The organism is Neisseria sp. 19428wB4_WF04, assembly GCF_015235335.1.
Lineage (GTDB): Bacteria > Pseudomonadota > Gammaproteobacteria > Burkholderiales > Neisseriaceae > Neisseria > Neisseria musculi.
On record NZ_JADGLG010000007.1, the window covers coordinates 36,389 to 59,027 of the forward strand.

26 protein-coding genes are annotated in these 22,639 nt (G+C 53.4%); all 26 read left to right on the plus strand.

The window, feature by feature from the left end:
* Positions 1–75 precede the first annotated feature (75 nt).
* On the plus strand, positions 76–309 hold the full coding sequence (locus IR141_RS03085) for a hypothetical protein (RefSeq protein WP_135034244.1): 234 nt from the start codon (positions 76–78) through the stop codon (positions 307–309).
* Positions 290–709, plus strand: coding sequence for a hypothetical protein (locus IR141_RS03090; RefSeq protein WP_135034212.1), 420 nt, complete (start codon positions 290–292; stop codon positions 707–709). Before IR141_RS03085 ends, IR141_RS03090 begins: the two co-directional genes overlap by 20 nt.
* Before the next feature lie 19 nt (positions 710–728).
* On the plus strand, positions 729–956 hold the full coding sequence (locus tag IR141_RS03095; RefSeq protein WP_135034213.1) for a hypothetical protein: 228 nt from the start codon (positions 729–731) through the stop codon (positions 954–956).
* Positions 953–1,300: a hypothetical protein gene (locus IR141_RS03100; protein ID WP_194198368.1), complete on the plus strand. Its 348-nt coding sequence runs from the start codon at positions 953–955 to the stop codon at positions 1,298–1,300. The genes IR141_RS03095 and IR141_RS03100 overlap by 4 nt, the downstream gene beginning before the upstream one ends.
* A 5-nt stretch (positions 1,301–1,305) precedes the next feature.
* Complete coding sequence (locus IR141_RS03105) at positions 1,306–1,560, plus strand: hypothetical protein (RefSeq protein ID WP_135033343.1); 255 nt, start codon at positions 1,306–1,308, stop codon at positions 1,558–1,560.
* Between the two features lie 5 nt (positions 1,561–1,565).
* Positions 1,566–1,781 (plus strand): hypothetical protein, encoded by a 216-nt coding sequence (locus IR141_RS03110; protein ID WP_135034214.1) that lies wholly within the window; start codon positions 1,566–1,568, stop codon positions 1,779–1,781.
* Position 1,782: 1 nt separating this feature from the next.
* A complete protein-coding gene (locus IR141_RS03115) occupies positions 1,783–2,286 on the plus strand; it encodes a DUF1804 family protein (RefSeq protein ID WP_135034215.1) in 504 nt (167 codons plus the stop codon).
* Positions 2,287–2,297: 11 nt separating this feature from the next.
* Complete coding sequence (locus IR141_RS03120; RefSeq protein ID WP_085417936.1) at positions 2,298–2,549, plus strand: hypothetical protein; 252 nt, start codon at positions 2,298–2,300, stop codon at positions 2,547–2,549.
* Between the two features lie 12 nt (positions 2,550–2,561).
* Positions 2,562–4,190 (plus strand): phage terminase large subunit, encoded by a 1,629-nt coding sequence (gene terL / locus IR141_RS03125; RefSeq protein ID WP_135034216.1) that lies wholly within the window; start codon positions 2,562–2,564, stop codon positions 4,188–4,190.
* Between the two features lie 87 nt (positions 4,191–4,277).
* Positions 4,278–5,702: a hypothetical protein gene (locus tag IR141_RS03130; RefSeq protein WP_135034217.1), complete on the plus strand. Its 1,425-nt coding sequence runs from the start codon at positions 4,278–4,280 to the stop codon at positions 5,700–5,702.
* Complete coding sequence (locus IR141_RS03135) at positions 5,702–7,441, plus strand: ADP-ribosyltransferase (protein ID WP_135034218.1); 1,740 nt, start codon at positions 5,702–5,704, stop codon at positions 7,439–7,441. The genes IR141_RS03130 and IR141_RS03135 overlap by 1 nt, the downstream gene beginning before the upstream one ends.
* 2 nt (positions 7,442–7,443) lie before the next feature.
* On the plus strand, positions 7,444–7,635 hold the full coding sequence (locus tag IR141_RS03140) for a hypothetical protein (protein WP_135034219.1): 192 nt from the start codon (positions 7,444–7,446) through the stop codon (positions 7,633–7,635).
* A gap of 7 nt (positions 7,636–7,642) precedes the next feature.
* Positions 7,643–7,882: a hypothetical protein gene (locus tag IR141_RS03145; RefSeq protein WP_135034220.1), complete on the plus strand. Its 240-nt coding sequence runs from the start codon at positions 7,643–7,645 to the stop codon at positions 7,880–7,882.
* Between the two features lie 224 nt (positions 7,883–8,106).
* The gene (locus IR141_RS03150) at positions 8,107–9,066 is read left to right on the plus strand and encodes a hypothetical protein (protein WP_135034221.1); all 960 of its coding nucleotides are present in this window, start codon (positions 8,107–8,109) and stop codon (positions 9,064–9,066) included.
* Complete coding sequence (locus IR141_RS03155; RefSeq protein WP_228068144.1) at positions 9,059–9,409, plus strand: oxaloacetate decarboxylase alpha chain; 351 nt, start codon at positions 9,059–9,061, stop codon at positions 9,407–9,409. The genes IR141_RS03150 and IR141_RS03155 overlap by 8 nt, the downstream gene beginning before the upstream one ends.
* A gap of 68 nt (positions 9,410–9,477) precedes the next feature.
* Complete coding sequence (locus IR141_RS03160; protein ID WP_135034222.1) at positions 9,478–10,464, plus strand: major capsid protein; 987 nt, start codon at positions 9,478–9,480, stop codon at positions 10,462–10,464.
* Between the two features lie 13 nt (positions 10,465–10,477).
* Positions 10,478–10,897, plus strand: a complete 420-nt coding sequence (locus IR141_RS03165) for a DUF1320 domain-containing protein (RefSeq protein ID WP_135034223.1) — start codon at positions 10,478–10,480, stop codon at positions 10,895–10,897.
* The gene (locus IR141_RS03170; RefSeq protein WP_135034224.1) at positions 10,881–11,327 is read left to right on the plus strand and encodes a phage virion morphogenesis protein; all 447 of its coding nucleotides are present in this window, start codon (positions 10,881–10,883) and stop codon (positions 11,325–11,327) included. The genes IR141_RS03165 and IR141_RS03170 overlap by 17 nt, the downstream gene beginning before the upstream one ends.
* A gap of 2 nt (positions 11,328–11,329) precedes the next feature.
* Entirely contained in the window at positions 11,330–11,809 is a 480-nt protein-coding gene (locus IR141_RS03175; protein ID WP_135034225.1) for a hypothetical protein, read from the plus strand.
* Between the two features lies 1 nt (position 11,810).
* The gene (locus IR141_RS03180) at positions 11,811–12,575 is read left to right on the plus strand and encodes a hypothetical protein (RefSeq protein WP_228068145.1); all 765 of its coding nucleotides are present in this window, start codon (positions 11,811–11,813) and stop codon (positions 12,573–12,575) included.
* 528 nt (positions 12,576–13,103) lie between these two features.
* Positions 13,104–13,277, plus strand: coding sequence for a hypothetical protein (locus IR141_RS03185; RefSeq protein WP_167743011.1), 174 nt, complete (start codon positions 13,104–13,106; stop codon positions 13,275–13,277).
* A 127-nt stretch (positions 13,278–13,404) separates the two neighbouring features.
* Positions 13,405–16,980, plus strand: a complete 3,576-nt coding sequence (locus tag IR141_RS03190) for a tape measure protein (protein ID WP_135034226.1) — start codon at positions 13,405–13,407, stop codon at positions 16,978–16,980.
* Between the two features lie 97 nt (positions 16,981–17,077).
* Positions 17,078–17,488 (plus strand): hypothetical protein, encoded by a 411-nt coding sequence (locus tag IR141_RS03195; RefSeq protein WP_135034227.1) that lies wholly within the window; start codon positions 17,078–17,080, stop codon positions 17,486–17,488.
* 14 nt (positions 17,489–17,502) lie between these two features.
* Entirely contained in the window at positions 17,503–21,051 is a 3,549-nt protein-coding gene (locus IR141_RS03200; protein ID WP_135034228.1) for a hypothetical protein, read from the plus strand.
* A 197-nt stretch (positions 21,052–21,248) separates the two neighbouring features.
* A complete protein-coding gene (locus IR141_RS03205; RefSeq protein ID WP_135034229.1) occupies positions 21,249–22,208 on the plus strand; it encodes a hypothetical protein in 960 nt (319 codons plus the stop codon).
* Between the two features lie 3 nt (positions 22,209–22,211).
* The gene (locus tag IR141_RS03210; RefSeq protein WP_228068146.1) at positions 22,212–22,631 is read left to right on the plus strand and encodes a hypothetical protein; all 420 of its coding nucleotides are present in this window, start codon (positions 22,212–22,214) and stop codon (positions 22,629–22,631) included.
* The last annotated feature ends 8 nt before the right edge of the window (positions 22,632–22,639 follow it).

Genomic DNA, 22,639 nt, shown 5'->3' on the forward strand with positions numbered 1-22,639 from the left:
CCGTTACGGCAAATCGGGCGTGGCGGCAAACAAACGCACGGCACGCAAGATGAGAAACCGCAGAAAGGCGAAATGATGGCCCTGTTGGATATTTTGAAAAACCCTGCTACGGGCAAGGTATCCCACAGCAAGCTGTGGGCAAACGTAGCCTGTGCGGCAGGTACATATAAATTTGTAGTGTTGCCCGACCCGTCGCCCGAAATATGGGCGGTGTATTTGGGCATTGTGGGTGGCTATGCCGTGGCGCGGGCGATGGTGTCGGTAAAACGGCAGGAAGTGGAGGCGGAAAATGCAAGCGAAAGTCATTAAATGGCTGCTGAAATGGCTGCCTGAAATTATTTTTGTGGTGGTGTTGGCGGTGTTGGTAGGCGTTGCTTATCACAGTGGTTTTAAAGCTGCGCATGCCGAGCAGCAAACGGTTATCGACCAAATGAAGTTGGATGCCGCCGAAGAAAAAGCCGCTGCCGCCAAGGCTTATGCTGAGAAGCTGGAGCAAATCCGCCAACTGGATGCCGAAGTGAACCGTATCAAAGGCGAGGTCGAGCAGAATGCACTTAACATGAAAGCCGACGTGGAACGCCGAAAAATTAAGAACAAACAGGGAATAGAAAATGCCATTGCTCAAGATAAACAAGCTGCCGTTTGCATTGACGGCCTTGGTGCTAACGGCCTGCGCCAATACCGGCACGCCCTCGGTTACGACAATTAAGACGGTGGAAGTGCCGGTGATGCCGGAGCCTCCCGCGGTATTGATGGTTCCGCCGGTGCGCCCGGCACCGCCTGAAAACGGCTCGGTGCGGGCTTTACTGGAACACGCCGCCGAATTTGGCGCGTACACGGCAGAGCTGGAAATTCAGAATGCGGGCTGGCGCGAATGGGTGAGCGGCAACTATCAACTTAAAGTTAATAGTTCGAACTTGAAAGAAACGCTTAAAAGTTCGGAGACCGATAAATGACGACTTATCAGGAATTGGTCAGCCGCGTGTTGGCGGTAAAACACGCCGGCATCGAAATGGGCTTGGCCAAAGCCCGCGAACAGCAGCCGTTTATTGAGCAGGTATCGCGCAAGCTGGATGCGACCAGTTGGGATTACACCGTGCAAATGGATAAGGATTTCGGCGTTACCTTCAACGTTGAGCGTGGCATTGTGGATTTAAAAAACCAGTATCAGGCGGTAAAGCAAGCCTTGGAAGCGCAGTTTGAAGTGGGTTTTTCAGTGGCGGATTGTACGCCGGTATTGGATGTTTTCTGCCGCCGCAGCGGATACGGCTGCCGCTTGGTTTTTAAGGAGCTGCCATGACGCCGATTGATTTTGAATTTGGCTTTAAAACCTTGTGGGGCTTGGCCACCGCCGCGGGCTGGTTTTGGATTAACGGTATTTCAGGCCGTCTGAAAGAAGCCGAAAAAGACCGCGCCGATCTGCGCCGCGAACTGCACGATGTGAAGTTGGAATATTCCACCAAAGCGGAAGCCCGCGCCGACCGCGACACCATTAACCGCCAGCTAAACCGTATCGAAGACAAATTAGACAAACTCGCCGAAATAAAGGCGGACAAGTAAACATTATGGAAAACAAAGACCCGATTTTAGCGGCACTTGCCCGAATTGAAGAAAAAATCGACAAAACCGCGAAACAGCAGGAAGCCATTAGCGAAGAGCTGGAGAAAATCCATAAAGACACCAAACGCACGGCTGCGGTGGTGGGCGGCGCGTCCGGCGCGGCGACAGCAACCATTGTATCTGTTGGCGTTGAGCTAATCCGCCGCATGGCCGGAGGCTGATATGGCGCACCCGCAGGAGACACGCGCCGAAGTGCGACGCCTGTACACGGTTGAGCAGAAAAGCTTGCCCGAAGCTGCGCAAGAAGCCGGCGTGCCATTGGCAACTGCACGCCAATGGAAAGCCCGCGATAAGGCGGCCGGCGAAGATTGGGATAAGCTCAAAACCGCCTACATTATGGCGGGCGGCAAAATGGAAGATGTCAACCGCGCGATCATGGCGAGTTTCTTGGTCCGGTATCAAGAGGCAATGGAAGATGCGGATAAATGGGATGCGCTCGACCCGTTGGAAAAAGTAGATGCGCTTACCCGTTTGAGCGACAGCTACACCAAAACCGTAGCGGCCAACCGCAAAATGCTACCGGAAATCAGCGAGCTGGCCGTGGCGATGGAAACCATTAAAGGATTTGGCGATTTTATCCGCGAAAACCGCCCGGCAGTGGCGATGGATTTTATCGAATTGATTGAAATGTTTGCGCCTGAATTGCAGCGGCGTTTCAGTAAGTGAGGCCGGCTGAAATGACAAAAGTCGAATACACGCATAAGGGTTGGTATCTGTTTTGCCCGATTTGGATTGCAAACTGGCAAGACCCTAGCGAAGCCCCTGCGGTTGCGCCCCGCTATAAATTGGAATGGCTGTTTTGGCTGGCAGATCAGTTTTTCTTTGCCATGAGCGCCATGCACGAAATGAAAACGGGCGAGCCGCTGCCGTTTTGTTTCAAAGTTTACCCCGAGCCGCTGAAAAAACCTGTGGTTCATTATTACAAATAGGCCGTCTGAAAGATGCGTTTAAAGTCCCCGTTAAAAAGCAAAGAATTTATGCGCGAGCTGGCGGAGTATGCCGGCCAGTTGCGCAGCCTGATAGAGGCGGAAGTTGAGGGATTTTCAACCAAGCCAGCCGATATTCTGCGCCGCCGTCAAGCGGTGCTCGACCCCGTTTCAGGTTACGAATACTTTGTAAACAACTACTTCCCGCACTATATCAGCAGCGGCAGTAAATCAGAGCTGCACGAATATCTGTTTGAGCTGCTGCCGAAAGTGGCGGCGGACAAGGAAAGCCGATCAGAGGCGATTGCCGCTCCGCGCGGCGAGGCTAAATCGACGTTGGTTACCCAACTTTATACGCTTTGGCGCATCGTAACCGGGCAAACGCACTATGCCGTAATCGTGATGGACAGCATAGACCAAGCGTACCCTATGCTGGAAACCATCAAGGCGGAATTGGAATTCAATCCGCGCATTGCCGCCGACTTCCCCGAAGCTGTGGGAGCCGGGCGCGTGTGGCAGGCCGGAACGATTGTGACGGCCAACAGCGTTAAGGTTCAGGTCGCGGGTAGCGGGAAAAAGCTGCGCGGTATGCGCCACGGCCCGTACCGACCCGATTTGTGCGTGCTCGACGATATCGAGAATGACGAGCAGGTACAAAACCCCGAGCAGCGGAAAAAGCTGCAATCGTGGCTGGAAAAAACCATCGAGCCTTTAGGCGGCGTAGGTAAAAAGTACGACATTATCTATATCGGAACTATCCTGCATTACGACAGCGTGTTGAGCCGCACCCTGAAAAACAGGTTTTGGAACAGCCGCCTGTTTAAGGCCGTGAAACGCTGGCCTGACAGAATGGATTTGTGGGAAGAGTGGGAAACCATTTGGCGCAATTACGGCGAAGCGGCCGCGATGGCCTACTACCGCGAACACGAAGCGGAAATGCTGAAAGGCGCGCAAACATCATGGGCGGCGCGCGGTATTTTGGATCTGATGAAAAAGCGCGCCAAAATCGGCTCGCACTCGTTCGCCTGCGAGTATCAGAACGACCCCGCCAGCGGCGAAGATTCGCCCTTTGCCGACTATATGGATAAAGACGTGTTCTTTAATACCCTACCGCACGATGTGGTGATGTACGGCGCGGTTGACCCGTCTTTGGGCAAAAGCGGCAAGAGCCGCGACCCATCCGCGATTTTGGTGGGCGGTTATCAAAAGAGTACGGGTATTCTGTTTGTGGAAGTCGCCAAAATCAGACGGCGCGTGCCGGATTTGATTATCGAAGAAACCATTGAGCTGCAAAAAAAGCACAACTGCCAAGTGTGGGCGGTGGAATCGGTGCAGTTTCAGGAGTTCTTTAAGGATGAGCTGGTTAAGCGTTCCGCCCGCGCCGGCTGCCCCGTGCCTGCCCGCGGCATTAAGCCGGCCAGCGATAAGCTGCTGCGCATTGAGAGCCTGCAACCGCATATTGCCAACGGCTTAATCAAGTTTAGGCAGGAGCAGCGAGAATTAATCGAGCAGTTGCGCCATTTCCCTAATGCCGACCACGACGACGGCCCCGATGCCCTGCACATGCTGTGGATGCTCGCCGTTAGCGGTAAAAAGACGGATAAGGCTGTGCCGGTGCATATTCCTGAACCTACGTTTTTTTGATTTAAAGGCCGTCTGAATCAAACTCTAGTCGGGCAATGCCGTGGATAAGGTTTCAGACGGTCTCCCTATTTAAACAGGTGTTTAAACATGTTTGGATTAACGAAAAGCAAAACTAAAACACGCATTGATGCGCTGGTTACGGATACGGCTTACGCGCTGGATAGCTTTATGGGCAGCGCGGAAAGTTCGGACGAGCTGCTCGACCGATTGGGATTGAGCCGCGATCAGGTTTATGCCGCAGTTATTTCGGATGATGAGGTCGAGAGCTGCAAAGAGGATTTGCGCACAGCGATGATGGCGAGCGGATGGCGACTGTATGGCGACGGCACCGACGATACTCAGCTCGACCGCATTTATCGGGTGGTGCGCAAAAACTTAGCGGCTTTTGTGGAGTTGGTATTAACTGCCCGTTTAAACGGTTATGCGGTCGGTCGCTATATCTACCGCCGAGAAGAAGACGGCCTGATTGTGCTTGACTACATTGCCGACCGTCGCGACGAGTTAGACCGCTACAAGCCCAAGCGTGGCGGCGTATTGATATATCAAGGCAATAACGGGGAAGAAGTGCTGGATACACAGGTGCTTAATCTGCTGCTGGTCAACCGTGCTACGGCGAAAAACCCCGCCGGAGAAATGGCCGTAGCCCGTCTTTTCCCAGCTGTGTCGGTGCGTAAAAACGGTTTTCTTTATGCACACCAATTTATCAAGCGTTATGCCCAACCCTATATGGTGGGTAAGGTTTCGGGCGATGCCCAAGGCTTTATCGGCAAGCTGTTTTCGTTTGTGTCGGGCGGGGCGATTACCGTTGATAATGAGGACAGTGTGGAGATGCTCACCAATTCGGCCAACGGCGAAGGCTTTGAAAAACTGGAGCGGATGGCAAACGCGCGTATCCAAAAAGCCCTGCTCGGCAGGGTAAAAATATCCGACCTTGCCAACGGCAGCAGAGCGGCGCAGGAAACCGAAGAAAACACCCGCCAAGACCGCATCGAAGCCTATTTAAGCCTGCTATCCCTAGCTATCCAGCACGCTGTTGATGCGATGGTGGCGGTTAATGCCGTTTGGGGCTTGGAAATCAAGCAAAAAGGCGGCCTGTGGTTTGAATTTGTCGAAGAGGTCAAAATCGATAAGGCGCGGGCGGAGCGCGACAAAATTTATGCCGATTCGGGCATGGTGCGCTTTACCGAAGACTATTTCACGCAGGTTTTAGGCTTTGAAAAAGAGCACTTTGAAATGGTAGAGCAGCAAGCGCAGGCAGGAAAGGCCGCTCTTGCCGTAAAACTTTCAGACGGCCTGAATGGCGGCGAGCCGCCGCTTTTGAAAGCCGACCAAGCCTTGATGCAGCCGAAAATGCAGGCGGTATTAAGCGCATTACAGGCATCGGAAAGCTATGCCGAATTTCAGGCGGCCTTAGAAAAAATCGATTTGAGCGACGGCGACCTGCCGATTATCGACAAGTTGGTCGGCGAGAGTGCGCGGGGTTTTTCAGACGGCCTTGAAGAGGGCAAATAATGGAAGTGGTATTCAACAGCCTGATTGACCGCGCCGCCTTGGGCTTTTTAAAAAGTAAGAAGCTGCTACCCGGATTCAGCCATTACGATGTGTGGCTGTATGAGCATGCCGTCGCCTTTACCGTTGCCAAGATGATGGATAAAGACTTGCTGGCAGATGTGAAAGGCGCAGTAGCTGCCGCGATGGAAAACGGCACTATATTTTCCGATTTTAAAAAGCAATTAAAACCGTATTTAATGGCGCGGGGCTGGTGGGGAGAAACGGTCATGCTTGACCCTGTGGACGGTGTGCCGAAAGTGGTGCAGCTAGGCAGCACCCGCCGCCTGCGCACTATTTTTCACACCAACCTGCAAACCAGCTATGCAGCCGGTCAATGGGCGCGGGTACAAAACCGCAAGGCCGCCCTGCCGTATCTGAAATACATTCCCAGCGCGGCCACGCACAAACGCGACGCGCATAAGCCCTATTACAATTTAATCCTGCCGGTTGAGCATGAACTGTGGAATACGATATTCCCGCCCAACGGCTACGGCTGTCTGTGCGGCGTGCGCCAGCTCACCAAAACGCAAGCCCTGCGCGAACGTGGCGAAGATATTGCCAAAGACCCCGACGGCTTTACCGATGCCCAAAAAGAAGCGCATAAGCAAGGCCGCTTGGAAGACAGCCCGAATATCCAAACCATTGAATTTACCAACCCGCGCACCGGCCAAACGGTACGCATTCCCGCCGATATTACGCCGAGCTTCGCCCACAACCACGGCGACAGATTGGGGGCGTTGCAGCAATTGGCGGCGGGCAAGCACGGCAGAAACTACGCCGACATGCTGGCCGAAGAAACCAACAACTACATACGCCGAAAGGTAGGCCGCCCCAATTTTATTTACGGCCTGCCCAATTTGACGCTTAAAGACAGCGGCGGTATTGCCGACGCGCAATCTTTGGTTTTTGCCGAAGCGGGGCGCGGCGAACAGTTGGGCTATACGATACCCGGCATGGAAGGCGGGTTGGAATTGGTAAAACGCGACGGCAACCTGTACCTGCTCGAATACGGCGAGGACGGCGTAAGCGTCAGCCCCATAAGTGCCGACAAGGCCCTTGAAATGAAAGCCGCCGATATGATGCGGTGGGCGGAAAAAGGCTTTATTAAAATGTCGGAAGAAAAGCTGGCGCAAATCAAAGCGGCCGACTTCGGCGGCGCGGATTTGGCAGACAAACTGGCCGCGTATATCTACACCAACGAAAGCGGATACACCACAATCAACCCGCCCTTAATCCGCCATCAAGGCGATTTGAAGAAATTGGACAGCCACGATCTGCGCCTGATTACTGCGCTGGATACGTTTTTAAGCAAAGCACCTGCCTACGCCGGAACCACCTGCAGAATGGTGGATATGGCCGACCTGCACAACCCGCAGACATTTATGAATGCACACCAACCGGGCAGTATGCTGCGTTACAGCAACTTTACCAGCACCGCTTTGCAGCAAGGCCATTTCGGACTGGAGCGCGATGTGGAAATAACGATACACGGCAAAAGCGGCGTACACATCGAATCCATATCGCAATACGGGCGCAGCGAAAAAGAAGTGTTGATGCCGAGAAGCGCGGTTTACCGTGTAAAGAGCCGACGCGAAGCGGTTGAGAACGGCAAAACCCGGCACTACATCGAGCTTGAAGAAATAACTGGCGCGGGCTATGATGAATCCATGATTATTCAGTTAAGCCTTCCGGAGGAGTAACCATGGATTCAATGAAGCGTAAAGACCAGGCTGTCGCCCACGCCCTGCGCAATTGGGAAGAGTACCGCAAAAAGTCCAGAGAGATGTCGAAAGCCCTGCTGCTGGCAGATATAGAAAGCCGCCCGCCCGAACAGAGGGAGCGCATGATGAAGTTGTATGAAGAGGGCTATTACGACAATCCCCACTTGGAATAAATAAAATATGAATACCGATAAGGCCGAACGCCTGCTAATCCTGTCCCATTTGCGCGAGGCACGCCGAAAACACGGGCTGCATCCCAATCCGCTGCCTTTGGGAGAGTTAATGCCTTTGGCGCAGAATGCGGGATACGCCATATCCGTATTGGCGGAACTCGGGCAGATTAAAAAAATAAACGGCCAATCCTATATGATTACGGCACAGGGTATTTTGGCACTCGAAGCCGAAGAAACGGAAGATTGAAAAAAACGCGCTTTTTAGCGCGTTTTGTCTTAAGGGTAGGCTTACCCCTTACCTTTGATTTATACCCCCTATTAAACCCCCATTAAAATCGCTGTAATCGGCATACCTGCCATTGCAAGACAATCTCAAACCGCAGCAACAGATAAAAGTCCCTTTTTTTGCCTACCGACAGTAATGAACTGCCCCAAAGCCGTTTCCCCTGAAACTGCCCCTATCATGGCGGCATGAAAACGAAAGTCACACCCCAAACCTTAAACCTGCGCCTTTCTTCCGCCGACGCGGTGGCCGTTGCCGCCGTATCGGGCGAAGAGCCGCGCAAGTTTTCCGGCATTGCCAACAGCGGCCGCCCGTTCGGCTTAGGTACGTGGCAAACGGTTATCGACTTCGACGGCATCAAGCTCAAAGATAAAACCGCCTTTCTCATCGACCACGCGGGCAGTAAGCGCGCGGGCGTGGGTAAGTTGTCGGTTACTTCGGACGGCCTGTATGCCGAAGGCACTTTACTGGACAACGAGCACGGGCGAGCCGTGGCGGAAGAGTCCGACCAAGGTTTCCCGTGGGAGATGTCGGTATATGTGCAGTCGGCGCGTGTTGAAGAATTGAGCGCGGGCGCGAAAACCAGCGTTAACGGGTATGAAGTTCAAGGCCCTATGCTGATTATGCGCGACTGCGCCATCCGCGAAGTGTCGTTTACCGCTGTGGGCGTTGACGGCAATACTCACGCCGTGGCTTTGTCGGAAGACGGCAAGCCGCGGGCATTTGATTATCAACCCAAACAGGAGCATTTAAGCATGACACCTGAAGAGAAGGCGGAATTTGACCAGCTGAAAGCAGATAAAGCCAAGCTGGAGCAGGAAAACGCCGATTTGAAACTCTCCGCGCATAAAGCGCAGATTGATGCCAAGTTGTCGGCAGCTGGTTTTAAAGCCGGAGCAGACGGCAAGTTTAGCGGCGTGGGTGAATCGACCTACAAACTGCTGCTTTTCGCTGATTTGAAAGACGCGGAAGCGGTAATCGCCGACCTGAAGCCCGCCGAGGCGGCCTTGTCGGGCGCGGGTAAGCCGCCGGTGCCGGAGGCGTTGCTGTCCGATGCGCAGCCCGGCAATCAAGCCGAGCCGGCAGGCGGCGTGAAGCTGTCGGTGGCGACGGGTAAAAGTTCGTTGAGCGGAGGTGTGTATGTCTGAAGCCAAGATGAAAAGCACAGGTAATAAAACCTTGGGTCATGTAACCGGTGACTTTTTGAAATGGGAAGCTACGCCGCTTACCCGCGAGGCGGTAACCGCTTCTAAAGGCACTAAAATCGGCACCTTTGTCGATTATCCGCTGCGTACCGGTAAAAAGCTGTTGGCGTTGACCGACGAGCAGGACGGCAAGGTGCTGGTGCAGCCGCACAACTGCATTATCGATTTATCGCTGGTGGCTGCTACGGCAGTTAATGCGGCGGCATCGACGGGCGGTAATCTCGACGGGCTGAAAAAAGACGGCGACCCCTACGGCATCGTCTATCAAGGTACACCCGCCGATTAAACCCAAACGGTACAGGCCGTTTCAGACGGCCTGTCCCCGCATATTTATTTTAAAAAAAAGGAAAATCCATGCCTTTATCCAGTGAAAGCAAGTTCGGCGTTAAGGCTTTGACTACCGCCATCAATAAAGTGCCGACTACACCTACGCAAATCCGCGACTTGGGCATTTTCGAGCCGCAATACTTGAACACCACTTATATTAATGTGGAGTGCCGACAAGGCCGTCTGAATTTGGTGCAAAGTAAAGAGCGCGGCGAATCCGGCCAAGCCATACCGCCTAAAGACCGAGTGATTAAAACGTTCCGCATTCCGCATCTGCCCGAAGACGACGTCGTCCGCGCCGATGATGTGCAAAACCTGCGTGCATTCGGCAGCGACAAGGCGGAAACCGTGGAAAACGTGGTAAGCGACAAGCTCGCCGATGGCAAGCTCAACCTCGAATACACCCGTGAGCATCTGATGCTGGGTGCGTTGCAGGGCAAGATTTTAGATGCCGACGGCACCATGCTGTACGACCTGTATAAAGAGTTCGAGCTGACCCGCGAAACTATCGACTGGAAACTCGATACCAAAACCACCGAAGTGGGCCAGTTAATGGATAAAACCATTGCCGGCCTGCGCGCCAAACAAAACGGTGCGATGGTAACGGGCTGGGTGGCTTTGTGCGGTTTGGACTTTCTAACCGCGCTGAAATACCACGACAAAATCAAGCCGCTGTACGAACGCTACCGCGACGGTGCAGCCTACCGCGAGGGGTCGGCCAACCCGATTGAGCTTGAACACAACGGCATAAAGTTTATCCAGTACACCGGCAACTTCGGCGAAAAAGGTGCAAAAATCGCCGCCGACCAAGCGATTTTGCTGCCGGTAGGCCGCAAGCTGTACACCGAGGCATTTGCGCCCGCCGACATGAATGCGACCGTAAACACCCGCGCGCTGCCGTATTACGCCAGCCGCGAGAAGCTCGACCATGACAAAGGCTGGAGCCTGCACATGCAGTCGAACCCGCTGCCGATTGCCTTGCGCCCCGAGCTGCTGGTAACGCTTTCCGTTTAAAAGGCCGTCTGAAATGCTGATTACCCGTGAAGATATGATTTTGCGGTTTTCCGAAAGGGAGATCGCCGCACTTACCGACCATGAATACGGCAAGACCCTAAACGTCGAAGTATTGGATCGGGCAATCGCAGACGCCGAAGCCGAGGCGGGCAGTTATCTGGCCGCCGCCGGTTATAAAAGCCTTGAAGGTGTGGAAACGCCCCGGGTGTTGGTGCTGAAGGTGTGCGACATCGCCCGCTACTACCTGCACGAAGACGGCGATATTGAAATCGTTGAAAAACGTTATAAGGCGGCTATTGAATGGCTCAAATCCTTGGTTAAAGAGCCTCGCCTGCTGGGTTTGGATGCAAGCCAGCCTGCGGGCAAGGCTTCAGACGGCCTGTATGCTGTGATACCGAATAAGGTGCAGGAATGGCATGAAATTAACCGTTGATACCAATTTACCCGAGCTGCAGGCGCATTTAAATACGCTGTATATCCGTTTAAACGGGGATTTAAAACAGCCCTTGGATGCCGTGGCCGCGCTGCTGGAAAACAGCACCCGCAAGCGTTTTGAAACCAAAACCGCACCCGACGGCAGCAAGTGGGCGGATTTGTCGCTGTGGACGCTGTATGCCAAAACCGGCAAAAACGGCAAAACGCGCGGCTCGATTTTGGTTGACCGCGGCGACTTGTTGAGGAGCATCACCAGCCACGCGACCGAAAGCATGGCCGAAGTCGGCACCGACCGGGTATATGCGGCTTATCTGCAAACCGGCACCGCCAAAATGCCCGCCCGCCCCATCTTCGGATTGAGCGAGCAAGACCGCAGCGACATCCGCGAATCGTTGGGTGAGTGGCTGCAAACCATTTGGAGCAAGTAGTTATGGCAAAACTGCCGATGTATCAAAACATGCTCGCCTGCTACCCGGCCATCTTGGAGCGCATGAAGCAAGTGCCGGGCGTGAGCGATGTTTTAGAGGCTGCGGATTTAGAGGCGGTAACGTCCGACCGAAAAATCAAACCGCAAGACGGCGCGGTTTATGTGGTGTTTGACGGCTTCACGCCCGATGCGGCAGCCGGAAACAAAGGTTTGTTACGCGAGCGTTTAAGCTTCAGCTTCATTTTGGCCAAACGCCAATACAACCCCAACCGCCTGCAATACGGAGCAGACGGTGTAGGCGAAACCATTACCGCCATCAAGTCGGCATTTCAGGGCTTCGACCCTTGCGGCGACAACGGCCAAAAGCTCACGCTGGAGCCGTTTACCGCCCGCGCCGCCCTGCCGATTGCCTATCACGAAGGCTTTGCATTTTTCCCCATGCGGTTTGAGACCGCAGTAGCCATTGAATTGAGAAAGGACTGATATGCCTATCAACCGCACCGCTGATCACGGCCTGATTTTTGAGGGCGACGTAAAAGTACGCAACCGCAATATCGCCGATGGCGGCATTTACGATGTGGGCAATACCACGTCATTAACCACTGCATCATCTACCGAAAGTAAAGAGCGCACCAGCAAACGCAAGGGCACTTACGGCCAAGCGTTAGACAGCTTGGTAACTCAAAAACCGACCGAAGTTGGCTTGAAACTGGATACTTTCGATAAAAATAACTTGGCAATGGCCTTGATGGGTGAGGCTGCTGTTATTGCCGCCCGCGCCGAAACCGTAACCGATACCGTGATTCATATCGGCAAAAAAGGTCAAGGCTACAAGTTGCCGCACGAAAACATCGACCCGTCCACAATTAAGGTTAAGAACAAAAGCGACCAAAACGTGGCGGCAGAAAAGGTTGTATTTAATGCCAATGTCGGCTTGATTGAAATTGACCCGTCTGCCGACAATGTGAACGATGATGAAGACATCAAAGTAAGCTACAAAACCCGCGCCGCAGGCGGCTTCAAAATCAGTGCAGGCGCATTGAGCCGCTTGGATTTGGAAATTTGGGTTGACGGCAAAAACCGCATCACCGGCGAAGCGGGCGTATTGCACATTCCGCACGCTGTGTTGGCTGCCGACGGCGATATCGACTGGTTCGGCGACGACTTCGCGGAAGCCGCCTTTAAAGGCACGGCGGTGCTAGCCGAGGGTCAAACATCAACTTATTATTTCTCCAGCTTCAGCAATTAAGCCGGGTGTCAATGATAAAGGCCGTCTGAAAACAGACGGCCTTTTGTTATGGCGTGCGCTTAAACATCCGAACCTTCTCGGCTGATGTATCCATCCCAGCCTTCACGGGCGATATTGTCGTCGTATCCGTCACGGGAGGCATCGTTCCCATCCCAGCCATCTTGCTTTAATTCCATTGTTTTTCCTTTTTGTGATTGTTTTGTCATGCGTTTAAAAATGCCACGGCAACAACAATAATTCCATTATTTTTACACCTTTTGTCATAGGATGATTGATTATTATGTCTATACATAATATAATTCGTTTCATCGGTGCAGTGAGGGCCGGTACGGGAAAAGCCCCACCGAAGCGGGGCTTATCAAAAGGGAAAATGAAATGAATAGCCTAATTATTCAAATCATCTTCTTACTGGTTTTGATGTTCGCAAGCAGTAACGCCTACTGATAAACCGTAAGGCTGGGGCGGTAGCCGCCGCTCCAGTTCCCTAATCTTACAAAATACGGCTTATTAAATCAAGGATTATGCCTTATGGCTGATGAAAAAATGGTCGAATATCGGAAGCGGGCAGCAGCCAAGCGGACGATTAAAAATGTTTCCTTTAACAAGGAGACTGAAAAAGATTTATTGGAATATGCTAATAAAATTGATTTTTCCCAATGGGTTAAAGAAAAGTTGCGGGAAGAGTTAAAAGCAACATCTTGATTCTGTGAAAACAGCAGGCCGTCTGAAAAAAATGTTTCAGACGGCCTTATTTCTTGATGAAGCCTATCTCTGATTCGGTTCGGATTTTCTCTTCTATTTTGTAGTTTTTTCGGAATCGGGTTTTTAAATGGCTAAATCAAACACCATCGAGGCGGGCTTGCGTATCAGCGCGGGCGTTGAAGGGCTGGACGAAGTAAAAAAACTGTCGGACGAGTTGCAGGCAACCGGAGCGGATACAAAGGGCTTGACGGGTAAATTTGCAGAATTGCAGAAAGAATTTGGCGAGATCGGCAAACAGCAAGCCGTTATTGAAAATTTCAAGGGTATCAAACGGGCGTTTAAAGAAACCGACACGGCCATTTTGGCAACCAAACAGAGCCTGAACAAGCTGAAAGCCGAGATGGACGGTGACGGCACAAAGGCGCAGCAGAAACGTTATGCTGATTTACAGGGCGAAATCAACCGACTGAACGGCAAAAAGCGGTCGCTTGGCACGCAGTTGAAAAAAGTGCGCGAAGAAATGAATGCAGCGGGCATCACGGCCAACACATTATCCCAGCGTGAAAAAGAACTCGCCGCCCAATCTGATGCCGCCCGCGCCAAGATGACGGCATTGGGCGGAGAAATGGGCAAGTTAAAGGCTAAAGCTGCGGCAGCAGCTGCCGATACAGGTAAATTAAACACGAGTTTAAAGCCTATCAGCCAATCTATTGCGGGTATGGGCAGTTCTATGGCGGCGGTTGCTGGTGTGGGCGGCGGGCTGTATGCCTTGAAACAAGGTTTGACCGCCGTTATTGACACCACAACGGAATTTAAAGCCATACGCAGCCGCATGGAATATGCGTTTGGCGGTGCGACGCAGGCCGCCGAACAAATGGATTGGGTGAAGGAGGTCGCTAACGAGCTGGGGCTGGAACTGAAAAGCGTGGCCAACGGCTATGCCCAATTGTCATCGGCCACAAAGAATATCGGCTTAAGTACCGAAAAAACCCAGCAGATTTTTAAAGGCGTGGCATCCGCCGCCGCATCCATGAATTTGAGTACCGAAGAGACCAACGGCGTATTGCTGGCCTTGAGCCAAATTGCCGGTAAAGGCAAGGTGTCGATGGAAGAGTTGCGCGGCCAGTTGGGGGAACGCTTAACGCCGGCTATGGCCATTGCTGCAAAATCAATGGGTGTTACCACCGCCGAGCTTGAAAAGATGGTGGAAAGCGGCATCGCCGCCGAAGATTTCCTTCCTAAGTTCGGTGCGGCTATGGAAGAAGCATTCGGCGGGGCCGAATCGGCGGGGGCGGCGGTAAACCGTTTGAAAAACCAGTTTGACGAGATGTTGCTTAAAATCGGCGAGGAAGGCGGTATTGCCGATGCCTACAATAAAATCATCGGTGAAGTGGGCGATGCCTTATCGTGGGTGCAGGAAAAAATCGAAGGGCTGGACGGTGCGCTTACCGGCGGCGTATCGGATGCCTTTTTCAGCACATACGAACTGATTAAAGAAGGTGCGGCGGAAATAGGCGATGCCTTCGGCGGATTGGTGGATATTGTCAACGAAGTAGGCGGCGCATTTGCAACAATTTTAGGTGCAGACGCGGAACAGGATTTTGACCTGATTAAGGGAATTATAGACGGGATTAATATCAGTTTGGGTGCGTTGCGCGACGGGGTGGCCGGTATAGGCATTCTGTTTGATACGTTTGCCGGGACGGCATTGAGTGCCTTGGGTAAAGTGGCTCAAGGCTTGGGCGATCTCAACTTTTTAGGTTTGGGTGAAGAATACGAGCAGGCGGCGGCGCAAATGGCTGCGGCGGCTGAAAAGCACCTGACCAAAGCGCACGAAGCAGCGTTGGCTTTTGAGAGCAAAACGGCGCAGGCTGTGGAGCGGGCGATGGAAACGGAATCGCAACGTTATGCCCGCTTGGAAGCAGAAGCCCGCACCACCTACGATAAAGCGGCGCAGGCTGCGATTGATGCCGCAGAAGCCGCCAAGCAGGCTCAACAGCGAGCCGAGCAAGCCATCGGCACATCGCAGGAGACTGTTACGCGAAAGGCTGCCGATGAAGCGGAAAAAACCGCCGCTGCCGCCCGAAAAGCGGCATTATCCGCAGAAAAAGATTGGGAAAAAGCTTTTACCAAAATGGGCGGCAGCGCCGAAGATTTGGCGGCATTGAAAAAACCGTTGGCCGAAATCGGCGGAGAAGCGAAAAAAGCGGCTGGTGAAATTGAAAAAATCGCCGACCAAGCCAAAATTGTGCCGTCTAAGGTGGCGGAAGCCTTTGCCAAAATCGGCGTGGATGCGGAAGCCGCCACAACAGGAATCAGCAGTAAAGCCAAAGAAGCGTTTGCCGATTGGCAGGCGGCTTCGGCGGCTGCTAAAGATGCGGGGATTGAAGATGCCCGCTTAATCCGCAACGGTTTTGAGCAGATGATGGGCAAACTGCAAAGCCGTGCCGAGTTTGAGGCGTTCCGCGCGCAGTTGCAAAAGAGCGGCGATGCGGCGGTGCTGACAAAAGAGCAAATCCAGCGGCTGAACGATGCGGCTAAAGAAGGTGCGGCGGGAGCCAAAACGGCTTATGACGCGATGGCCGAATCCATCAAAACGGCTGCCGCTGCCGCCGATTTAAGCCGCGTGGCGGCAGAGGCTAAAGCCGCATTTGAGGCGGGTGCGATTACCGCAGCCCAATATGATCAGGTGTTGGCACAAGTTAAACAGCGCACCGCCGAACTGGAGGCGCAGTCGGCCAAGGCGGGTGATACGGCGGCTAATGCCCATAACAAAGCGGCCGCAGCTGCCGATAATCATGCACGGGCGGCGCAAGGTGCGGGGAAATCCAACAAAGAGCTTGCCGACGGCATGGAGAAAGTAGCCGGCGCATCTGAATCGGCGACCCGAAAAGTCAACGCCCTGCATCAAGGTATCAGCAGCACCTACGGTGTGGTCAAACTCACGCGCGAAGAGTTTGTGCGCTATAACAATCTGCTACACGGCCTAACCGAACAAGGCACGCACTTTTTGCGCAAAGGCTGGCGCGCTTATGCCGACCAGTTTTTAAACAGCATAAAAGATGCGAACCGCGCGCAGGAAGAATTAAACGCCGCTATTTCAGACGGCACGGTTAACATGGGCCATCTTATCCGTGCGACCACCGCGGCGGGCGCTGCTGCCGGCAAGCTGGATAAAACCAGCCTTGCCAACCTGCAAAATTCCATTGAAGCGGCACGGCAAAAGCTGGTGCAGCTTAAAGACGAGGCCACGGACGCACGCTTGTCGATTGAAGCGGAATTGGCTGCCATCAACGGCGACGAAGAAGCGGGTTATGCCTTGCAGCAGCAGCGCAAGTTGGCGGAATTGAGAGCCAAGCAGCAGGCAGCAGCCAAAAACGGCCAAGGCGATGTGGCGGGTGAATGGGCGCGGGCGTTGCAGGCGCAGGAAACCCTATACGCCCGTCAAAAAGAACAGCGACAGCGGGAAAAGGCGGAGGAAGAGCAAAGGCAGCGCGAAGCGGCGGCAAGTAACAAGGATGGCGGCAGCCGCTTAAATCTCGGAAATTTGGATAATCTCAAACTTGACGGGCTTGGTGATGCTGCAAGTAGTGTGATTAAACAACTTGAATCAGCCCTAAATGCCCGGGATGCCAAAGTCGTTGAAAAAGCCGGGCAGGAATTGTTAGTTCAGCTGCAAGCGGGACTCCATCGTATGAGTTAGACCGTCTGAAAAAAATCCACGCAACCCGACCAAGTGAAGCCCTTATCCCCCGCCCTGTGCGGGGCTTTTTTTATTATATCTTGAAGGAGTTTATAAAATGGCAAACGATTATTGGCAACTAAAGCGAAAGGACACCGGCGCGATTGTCCGGCTGCCGCAGGATATGCGCTGGCTCGACGAATTTGAGTGGTCGAAAGTGGCGCAGGCCGCGCCGCAGCGTACCTTGTCGGGCGGCTTGGTGATTCAGCAGGGCATTAAGCTCAACGGCAGGCCGGTTACGTTGGGCGGCGATTGGGCGTGGCTCAAGCGCGGCGATCTGCACACCTTGAGAGAGTGGAGCGATACGCCCGCGCTGGAAATGGAGCTGACCCATTACGACGGGCGCACCTTCGACGTGGCATTTAGATTACATGATGCCACGATGAATCGTATTGAGCCGGTGCGATATGCTACGCCCGAAACAGACGGCGACAAATACACCGCCGCTATATTGTTAATGACGATTTAAACAGGTTTTAAAACATGACAAAAACCACGCGATTAACCCAGCAGGATTTGCAGATTTACCCCAGCCAACGCTTGACCGACACGCCCGACGGCGGCGGATTGATGGTCGGAACGCCACTGACGGGCGAGGACAACGAGATTTTTCCGCCGGTATCCGACGTTGACCGCACAATGGGCAGTTTTGATGCGCGCCTGCTGTATTCGGGTGTGTTGCGGGCGGATGCGGAGCCGCTTTACGGCGCGCACTTTATTATTTCCGAGCCGCCGAAAGCAGATAACGTGTCGTTTTTGGCATTTAAGGCGCGTAATTACGGCGAGAGCCGCGCCGAAATCATGCCGCGCATCGAAGCATACAGTGTACCGACCGTGGAAAGCCGCATGACCCTGCTTGGCCGACACATGGCCGGCATCCGCATGATTCAGGCTTATCAGCGTATCGAGGCTCCGTTGCCGAAAGTGGGCGAGCGATACTGCTTGGAAATGCGCGAAACATCGGGCAATAAAAACATCATCCGCTATCAGTATTTCCGGATTGCCGATTTGGAACACGAAGTGCGCACGTTTGAAATTCCGCTGCCGGGCGGCGGTGTGAAAGAAATACAGCGGCGCGTGCTGAAAATGGAAATCTACAACCCTTTGAGCGACGACTACAACGGCACCGCCTACCCTGTGGAAGGCTACGCGGGCAACGGCACGGCCATTCTGGAAACGCAGGTTGCCGATTCGGCGACCTACTACGGGGTGCGCCCGTTGGCCGAAGCCCTGAATAAAGGCTCGCTGGAGCTGCGGGTGGACAGCATTTATGAAAAGCTGGTGCCGACATCCACAGTGGAAACCCCTTATGCCGACCAGTATCCTGTGGCCGCCGAAGCGTGGGTTCCTGCGGGGGCGGAGCGTGTCATGTTTAAGTCGGAGGGCGCGGTATCCGGCAATATTTGGCTTGAGCATCCCGTTATTCCGGGTACGGTCAAAATACAGGGGTGGCAAGACGATGCGCAAGGCCGTCTGAAAAAAGGCGGTAATATTGTCAACATCGACTACAAACGCGGCCTGATTGCGGATATGCCGGCGAGTTTTGCTTTAACCGTAACCGCCGTACCGGGTGCGGTGCAGACTGCCGCCCGAAACTCGACCTATATCGAAATCAAAGATACCAACCAAGGCACGCAATGGGCACCGCTGTTGCAACCTGCGCCGTTGCGGGGCAGCCTGACCGTATCGTTTATGAGCTTGGGAGTGTGGTACACCCTGCGCGATATGGGCGACGGTATTTTGCGTGATGGCGAAAACAACCCCTGCGGCACGGTAGAGCCGACCGGGTCGGCGGTGGTGTCGTTGCCGACCCTGCCCGATGTCGGTACCAACCTTGTTTTTGCATGGTCGCCGGAATCTGATTACAAAACATTTAAAGCCGAGAAAGCGGGCACGGACTCCGTTGCCAAAAGCGTGGAAGGTTGGGCGGTATATCCGAAACAGGCAGCGGGCCGAATCAAGCCCGGTACCTTGAGTATGACGTGGAATGACGGAGAAGAAAAAACCGCTACGGATAACAGCGGTGGAAAGCTGACTGGTCATGCCGAAGGCGATGTGTTTTACGATGCCGGCCGTGTGTGGGTATCGTCGGGTATTAATGCGTCCACCGTGCGTATCAACTGGCAGGAGTACACCGATTTGCCGGTTAAAACCGAGGTACGCGACAGCATGCAGGATACGTTGCGCATCTCAGTTGGCAAAACTGCACCGGGATCGCTGAACATGTTTGTGCGGATGTTGGTATCTGTTGCCGGCACGCAGCGCACCCGTATCAAAATCGGCGAGGGCGGCTTGTTCGGGCGTTACGAATATGACAAAACAGACCATCAATACGATAACCAATCGTTCACGGCCGAAATAAGCGATAACGGCCAAGGCAGCCTGATGATGAACGGAAAAGTGCTGGCGGGAACCAGTATCAATTATGCCGACGGCTCTATTGTGCTGCCTGCATCTGCCTTTAAAATTCGTGCGTTTGGTTATCAAGATGCGTTGGCCGAAATAGGTTCCGGCGCTAAAAAAATCAATATCCGCGGCCAAGAGTATGAGTTGGATAGTTTTACCGTCAACTTTGCCTATGTTTCGGCTACCGTGATGCCGTCTGAAGCAGTGCGGGCGATGGAGCGCACCGAAACCGTGCCGACGATGAGTTTTAACGTGTTACGCGGCGGTTATGCGGGCAGCCGTGTGGTTACGGATACATGGGCTTTTACGGCGGGCGAAACCAAAATCATTGAGCGCGGAGGCCAATTATATAAAAACTGGGACTACAAAACCGGCACGGGCGATGTTATCGGCAGTATCAATACGCGCACCGGCGAGATTGTGATGTCGGATATTTCGATTAACCTTGCCACCGTTAAAATAGTTGCGGGAATTGTAGGCGAGCCGAATACTAAAATCGGCAATTTTGTCGGACGCACCCCCGCTGCGCCGGTCAAGCCCGAAAGTTTTACCGTGTATGCCACGGAAACAGGTGCAGACGGCCAAGTGCGCACATTGACGGGGCGGTCAAATGCCTTGGGTGAGATTGAAGGTGAGCTTAAGGGTAAAATCCACTATGAGACAGGTTTTTTCAGCATCGAAGGCGGGGCATTGTTTTATGCAGACTTCCTGCGCTTCAACTGTGTGACCCAAGACAATATTCCGCTGGATTCCAGTATTATCGGCATCGATTCCGTGCGCCTGCCTTCAGACGGCCGCGTGCCGGTGTACCGTAAAGGCGATATGATTGTGATCGGCAACCGCATCAAGCAGGATTTGGGCAGCACGTTTACGGGTAATCAAACCGTGCAGCTCAACCGCCAAAACAGCGACCGCATTTGTTTGGTGGATGCCAAAGGCAAGCATGTGTTGGCCGATAAGTACAGCTATGATTTGGCGGCAGGCACAATCACGTTTGCCGAGCCGTTGGATTTGTCGGACTACACCTACCCGCTCACGGCGGTACAGGCGTGGGAAGAAGAAAACCGCGTGATGGGCGTGGATATTTCAGGTCGTCTGAAATTGCAGTTTCCCGTGGGGCGCGATTACCCGAAAGAATCGACCTATGTATCCAGCGCCTTAATCGGCGGCGATTTGTTGGTGCGTGCAACCGAACCGTTTTCGCAGCAGGCTTGGGATAACGTTTGGGCGGATGAAATCCGCGGCAATCCCGTTTTGTCGCGGTTGGATGTCAAAAACTACCCGATTAAGCTCACCAGCAACGGCGCGATTACCGAGCGTTGGCTGCTGCGCTTTACCGGCGACGCCCAATACGAGCTGTACGGCGAGCGGCTGGGCTTGATAGCCAAGGGCGACACTTTGAGCGATTTGGCCCCGCTCAATCCCGCGACGGGCAAGCCTTATTTCACGCTCAACCGCTTGGCATTCGGCGGGGGCTGGGCGGGTGGCAACTGTGTGCGCTTTAATACCTACGGTACGCCGACGCCTGTTTGGATTCTGCGGGCGGTGCAGCCGACTACGGTTAAGCAGACCGAGCGCGACGGATTTTCCGCCTGCCTGCGTGGTAATACCGTTATCGATGAGTAAGGTATATAATGCGCTTTAACAACTCCCCCTGCTTTGCCGTCGCCGGTGGCGGGTTCACAAGGCAGGGGGCTTTCTAAATGAGGCCGTCTGAAAATTTCAGACGGCCTTTACTGTGATGAAAGCAATCGCCAACCCAAATCCTCACGCGCACGCGAAAATCGGTCATCTGAAACCGATTTTAAAAGGCAGGTTAAACCATGTTTAAAACCGAACGTGTGCCGGTTACTTTATTCCAATCGACCGATGAGGGCGCGCCGCAGCTAACCGCCGCCGCAGGCAGCCTGAAGACCATTTTAAAAGCCTGCTTGGTTACAGGCTACGGCGACAAGCAGGCGTTGGACTGGGAAGCAGCCTTTGAAGACAGCAGTTATATTGCCTTCCGCAGCAAGCATAATAAGGCGAGCCGTTGCTGGCTGAGTGTTAACAACCAATACGACCGCGCAGCGGAAGTGCGCGGTTTCCATGAGATGACGGCAAAAGAAACGGGGACTAAGAAATTTGGCGGCGGCGGTTATTTTCCCTTGTTATCAACTCGGGCAACCGGAGCCCGATGGCTACTTGTAGGCCACGGTCGCACATTCTGCTTATTGGTCAATGCAGGCAATGTGAGCGATTCTAATCAGGATAGCAGATATTGTCAGATTCTTTATTTCGGCGATTTCAATAGTCTCGCCCCTTCCGATGGCAAAAATTGCGTACTTTTGAAATCTTCCAGTAAGAATTATCAGTATATCGATAGCAGTAACGCCGGGTTGGGTTATGTTTTGAATTCGCCTGACCAAACCTATAACGTCGATGTTGATTATTTATCATTGGCTTCTTCATACGACCAATTAAACAGCAATATAGCGTGCTGCGGCAGTACGGTTGCCCAAAAACTGAGGGGTGTCAGTTACCCGGACCCGATTAGCGGCGGCTTTTCCGCATGGGAAATCTTTTTGTTGGAAAGATTTTATCTTGACAGAAGCCAATTCTTTTCCATTCGGGGTTTGTTTGGCGGAATTATGGCCGTCCGCGAGTATTTGCCGAGCGTTCGGGAGTTGGAATTTTTCGATAATCTGGACGACAGCGGCGACCGTTTCGTTAAATTCAATACAAACGATTATAACGAAGGCCGCGACTGTTTTGTTCTGAATACCACGGCATGGGAAATTTAAATTGTGATTTTTAAATCCCGCACAGCGTTTTACCGACGCCCGCGCCATCAAGAGCCTTTAAAAGGTGCGCTTAAAACCCGCAAATGCCTGTACCGCCGCGCCTGCCATGCCGCACGACTGTTAGGCGCAGTCAAAACCCGCACGATCAGCCACTACGGCAGAAGCCACGGCGGCGGTTTTATTGCCGGGCGCGGCGACGGTATTTTGACCGTGGGCGGCCAGCCCGCCGAGCAGCGCATCCTCTTATTCGAGCGCGAAACGTTTGCGTTAGTGCGCGGGGTGTGGAGCCGACCCGACGGCACTTATCTGCTCGACCGCATTAACCCCGACCGCGACTATTTGGTATTAGCCCTTGACCATAAAAGGCAATACGAACCGGTTGCCTATGATTTTGTGCGCCCCGCCGTGCCCGAAAGCGGCTAGGCCGCCTG

Excerpts from the sequence above, each read along its gene's own strand:
- IR141_RS03085 (WP_135034244.1), top strand. The coding sequence starts at position 76 with ATGGCCCTGTTGGATATTTTGAAAAACCCTGCTACGGGCAAGGTATCC.
- IR141_RS03090 (WP_135034212.1), top strand. The coding sequence starts at position 290 with ATGCAAGCGAAAGTCATTAAATGGCTGCTGAAATGGCTGCCTGAAATT.
- IR141_RS03095 (WP_135034213.1), top strand. The coding sequence starts at position 729 with ATGCCGGAGCCTCCCGCGGTATTGATGGTTCCGCCGGTGCGCCCGGCA.
- IR141_RS03100 (WP_194198368.1), top strand. The coding sequence starts at position 953 with ATGACGACTTATCAGGAATTGGTCAGCCGCGTGTTGGCGGTAAAACAC.
- IR141_RS03110 (WP_135034214.1), top strand. The coding sequence starts at position 1,566 with ATGGAAAACAAAGACCCGATTTTAGCGGCACTTGCCCGAATTGAAGAA.
- IR141_RS03115 (WP_135034215.1), top strand. The coding sequence starts at position 1,783 with ATGGCGCACCCGCAGGAGACACGCGCCGAAGTGCGACGCCTGTACACG.
- IR141_RS03120 (WP_085417936.1), top strand. The coding sequence starts at position 2,298 with ATGACAAAAGTCGAATACACGCATAAGGGTTGGTATCTGTTTTGCCCG.
- terL (WP_135034216.1), top strand. The coding sequence starts at position 2,562 with ATGCGTTTAAAGTCCCCGTTAAAAAGCAAAGAATTTATGCGCGAGCTG.
- IR141_RS03130 (WP_135034217.1), top strand. The coding sequence starts at position 4,278 with ATGTTTGGATTAACGAAAAGCAAAACTAAAACACGCATTGATGCGCTG.
- IR141_RS03135 (WP_135034218.1), top strand. The coding sequence starts at position 5,702 with ATGGAAGTGGTATTCAACAGCCTGATTGACCGCGCCGCCTTGGGCTTT.
- IR141_RS03140 (WP_135034219.1), top strand. The coding sequence starts at position 7,444 with ATGGATTCAATGAAGCGTAAAGACCAGGCTGTCGCCCACGCCCTGCGC.
- IR141_RS03145 (WP_135034220.1), top strand. The coding sequence starts at position 7,643 with ATGAATACCGATAAGGCCGAACGCCTGCTAATCCTGTCCCATTTGCGC.
- IR141_RS03150 (WP_135034221.1), top strand. The coding sequence starts at position 8,107 with ATGAAAACGAAAGTCACACCCCAAACCTTAAACCTGCGCCTTTCTTCC.
- IR141_RS03155 (WP_228068144.1), top strand. The coding sequence starts at position 9,059 with ATGTCTGAAGCCAAGATGAAAAGCACAGGTAATAAAACCTTGGGTCAT.
- IR141_RS03160 (WP_135034222.1), top strand. The coding sequence starts at position 9,478 with ATGCCTTTATCCAGTGAAAGCAAGTTCGGCGTTAAGGCTTTGACTACC.
- IR141_RS03165 (WP_135034223.1), top strand. The coding sequence starts at position 10,478 with ATGCTGATTACCCGTGAAGATATGATTTTGCGGTTTTCCGAAAGGGAG.
- IR141_RS03170 (WP_135034224.1), top strand. The coding sequence starts at position 10,881 with ATGAAATTAACCGTTGATACCAATTTACCCGAGCTGCAGGCGCATTTA.
- IR141_RS03175 (WP_135034225.1), top strand. The coding sequence starts at position 11,330 with ATGGCAAAACTGCCGATGTATCAAAACATGCTCGCCTGCTACCCGGCC.
- IR141_RS03180 (WP_228068145.1), top strand. The coding sequence starts at position 11,811 with ATGCCTATCAACCGCACCGCTGATCACGGCCTGATTTTTGAGGGCGAC.
- IR141_RS03185 (WP_167743011.1), top strand. The coding sequence starts at position 13,104 with ATGGCTGATGAAAAAATGGTCGAATATCGGAAGCGGGCAGCAGCCAAG.
- IR141_RS03190 (WP_135034226.1), top strand. The coding sequence starts at position 13,405 with ATGGCTAAATCAAACACCATCGAGGCGGGCTTGCGTATCAGCGCGGGC.
- IR141_RS03195 (WP_135034227.1), top strand. The coding sequence starts at position 17,078 with ATGGCAAACGATTATTGGCAACTAAAGCGAAAGGACACCGGCGCGATT.
- IR141_RS03200 (WP_135034228.1), top strand. The coding sequence starts at position 17,503 with ATGACAAAAACCACGCGATTAACCCAGCAGGATTTGCAGATTTACCCC.
- IR141_RS03205 (WP_135034229.1), top strand. The coding sequence starts at position 21,249 with ATGTTTAAAACCGAACGTGTGCCGGTTACTTTATTCCAATCGACCGAT.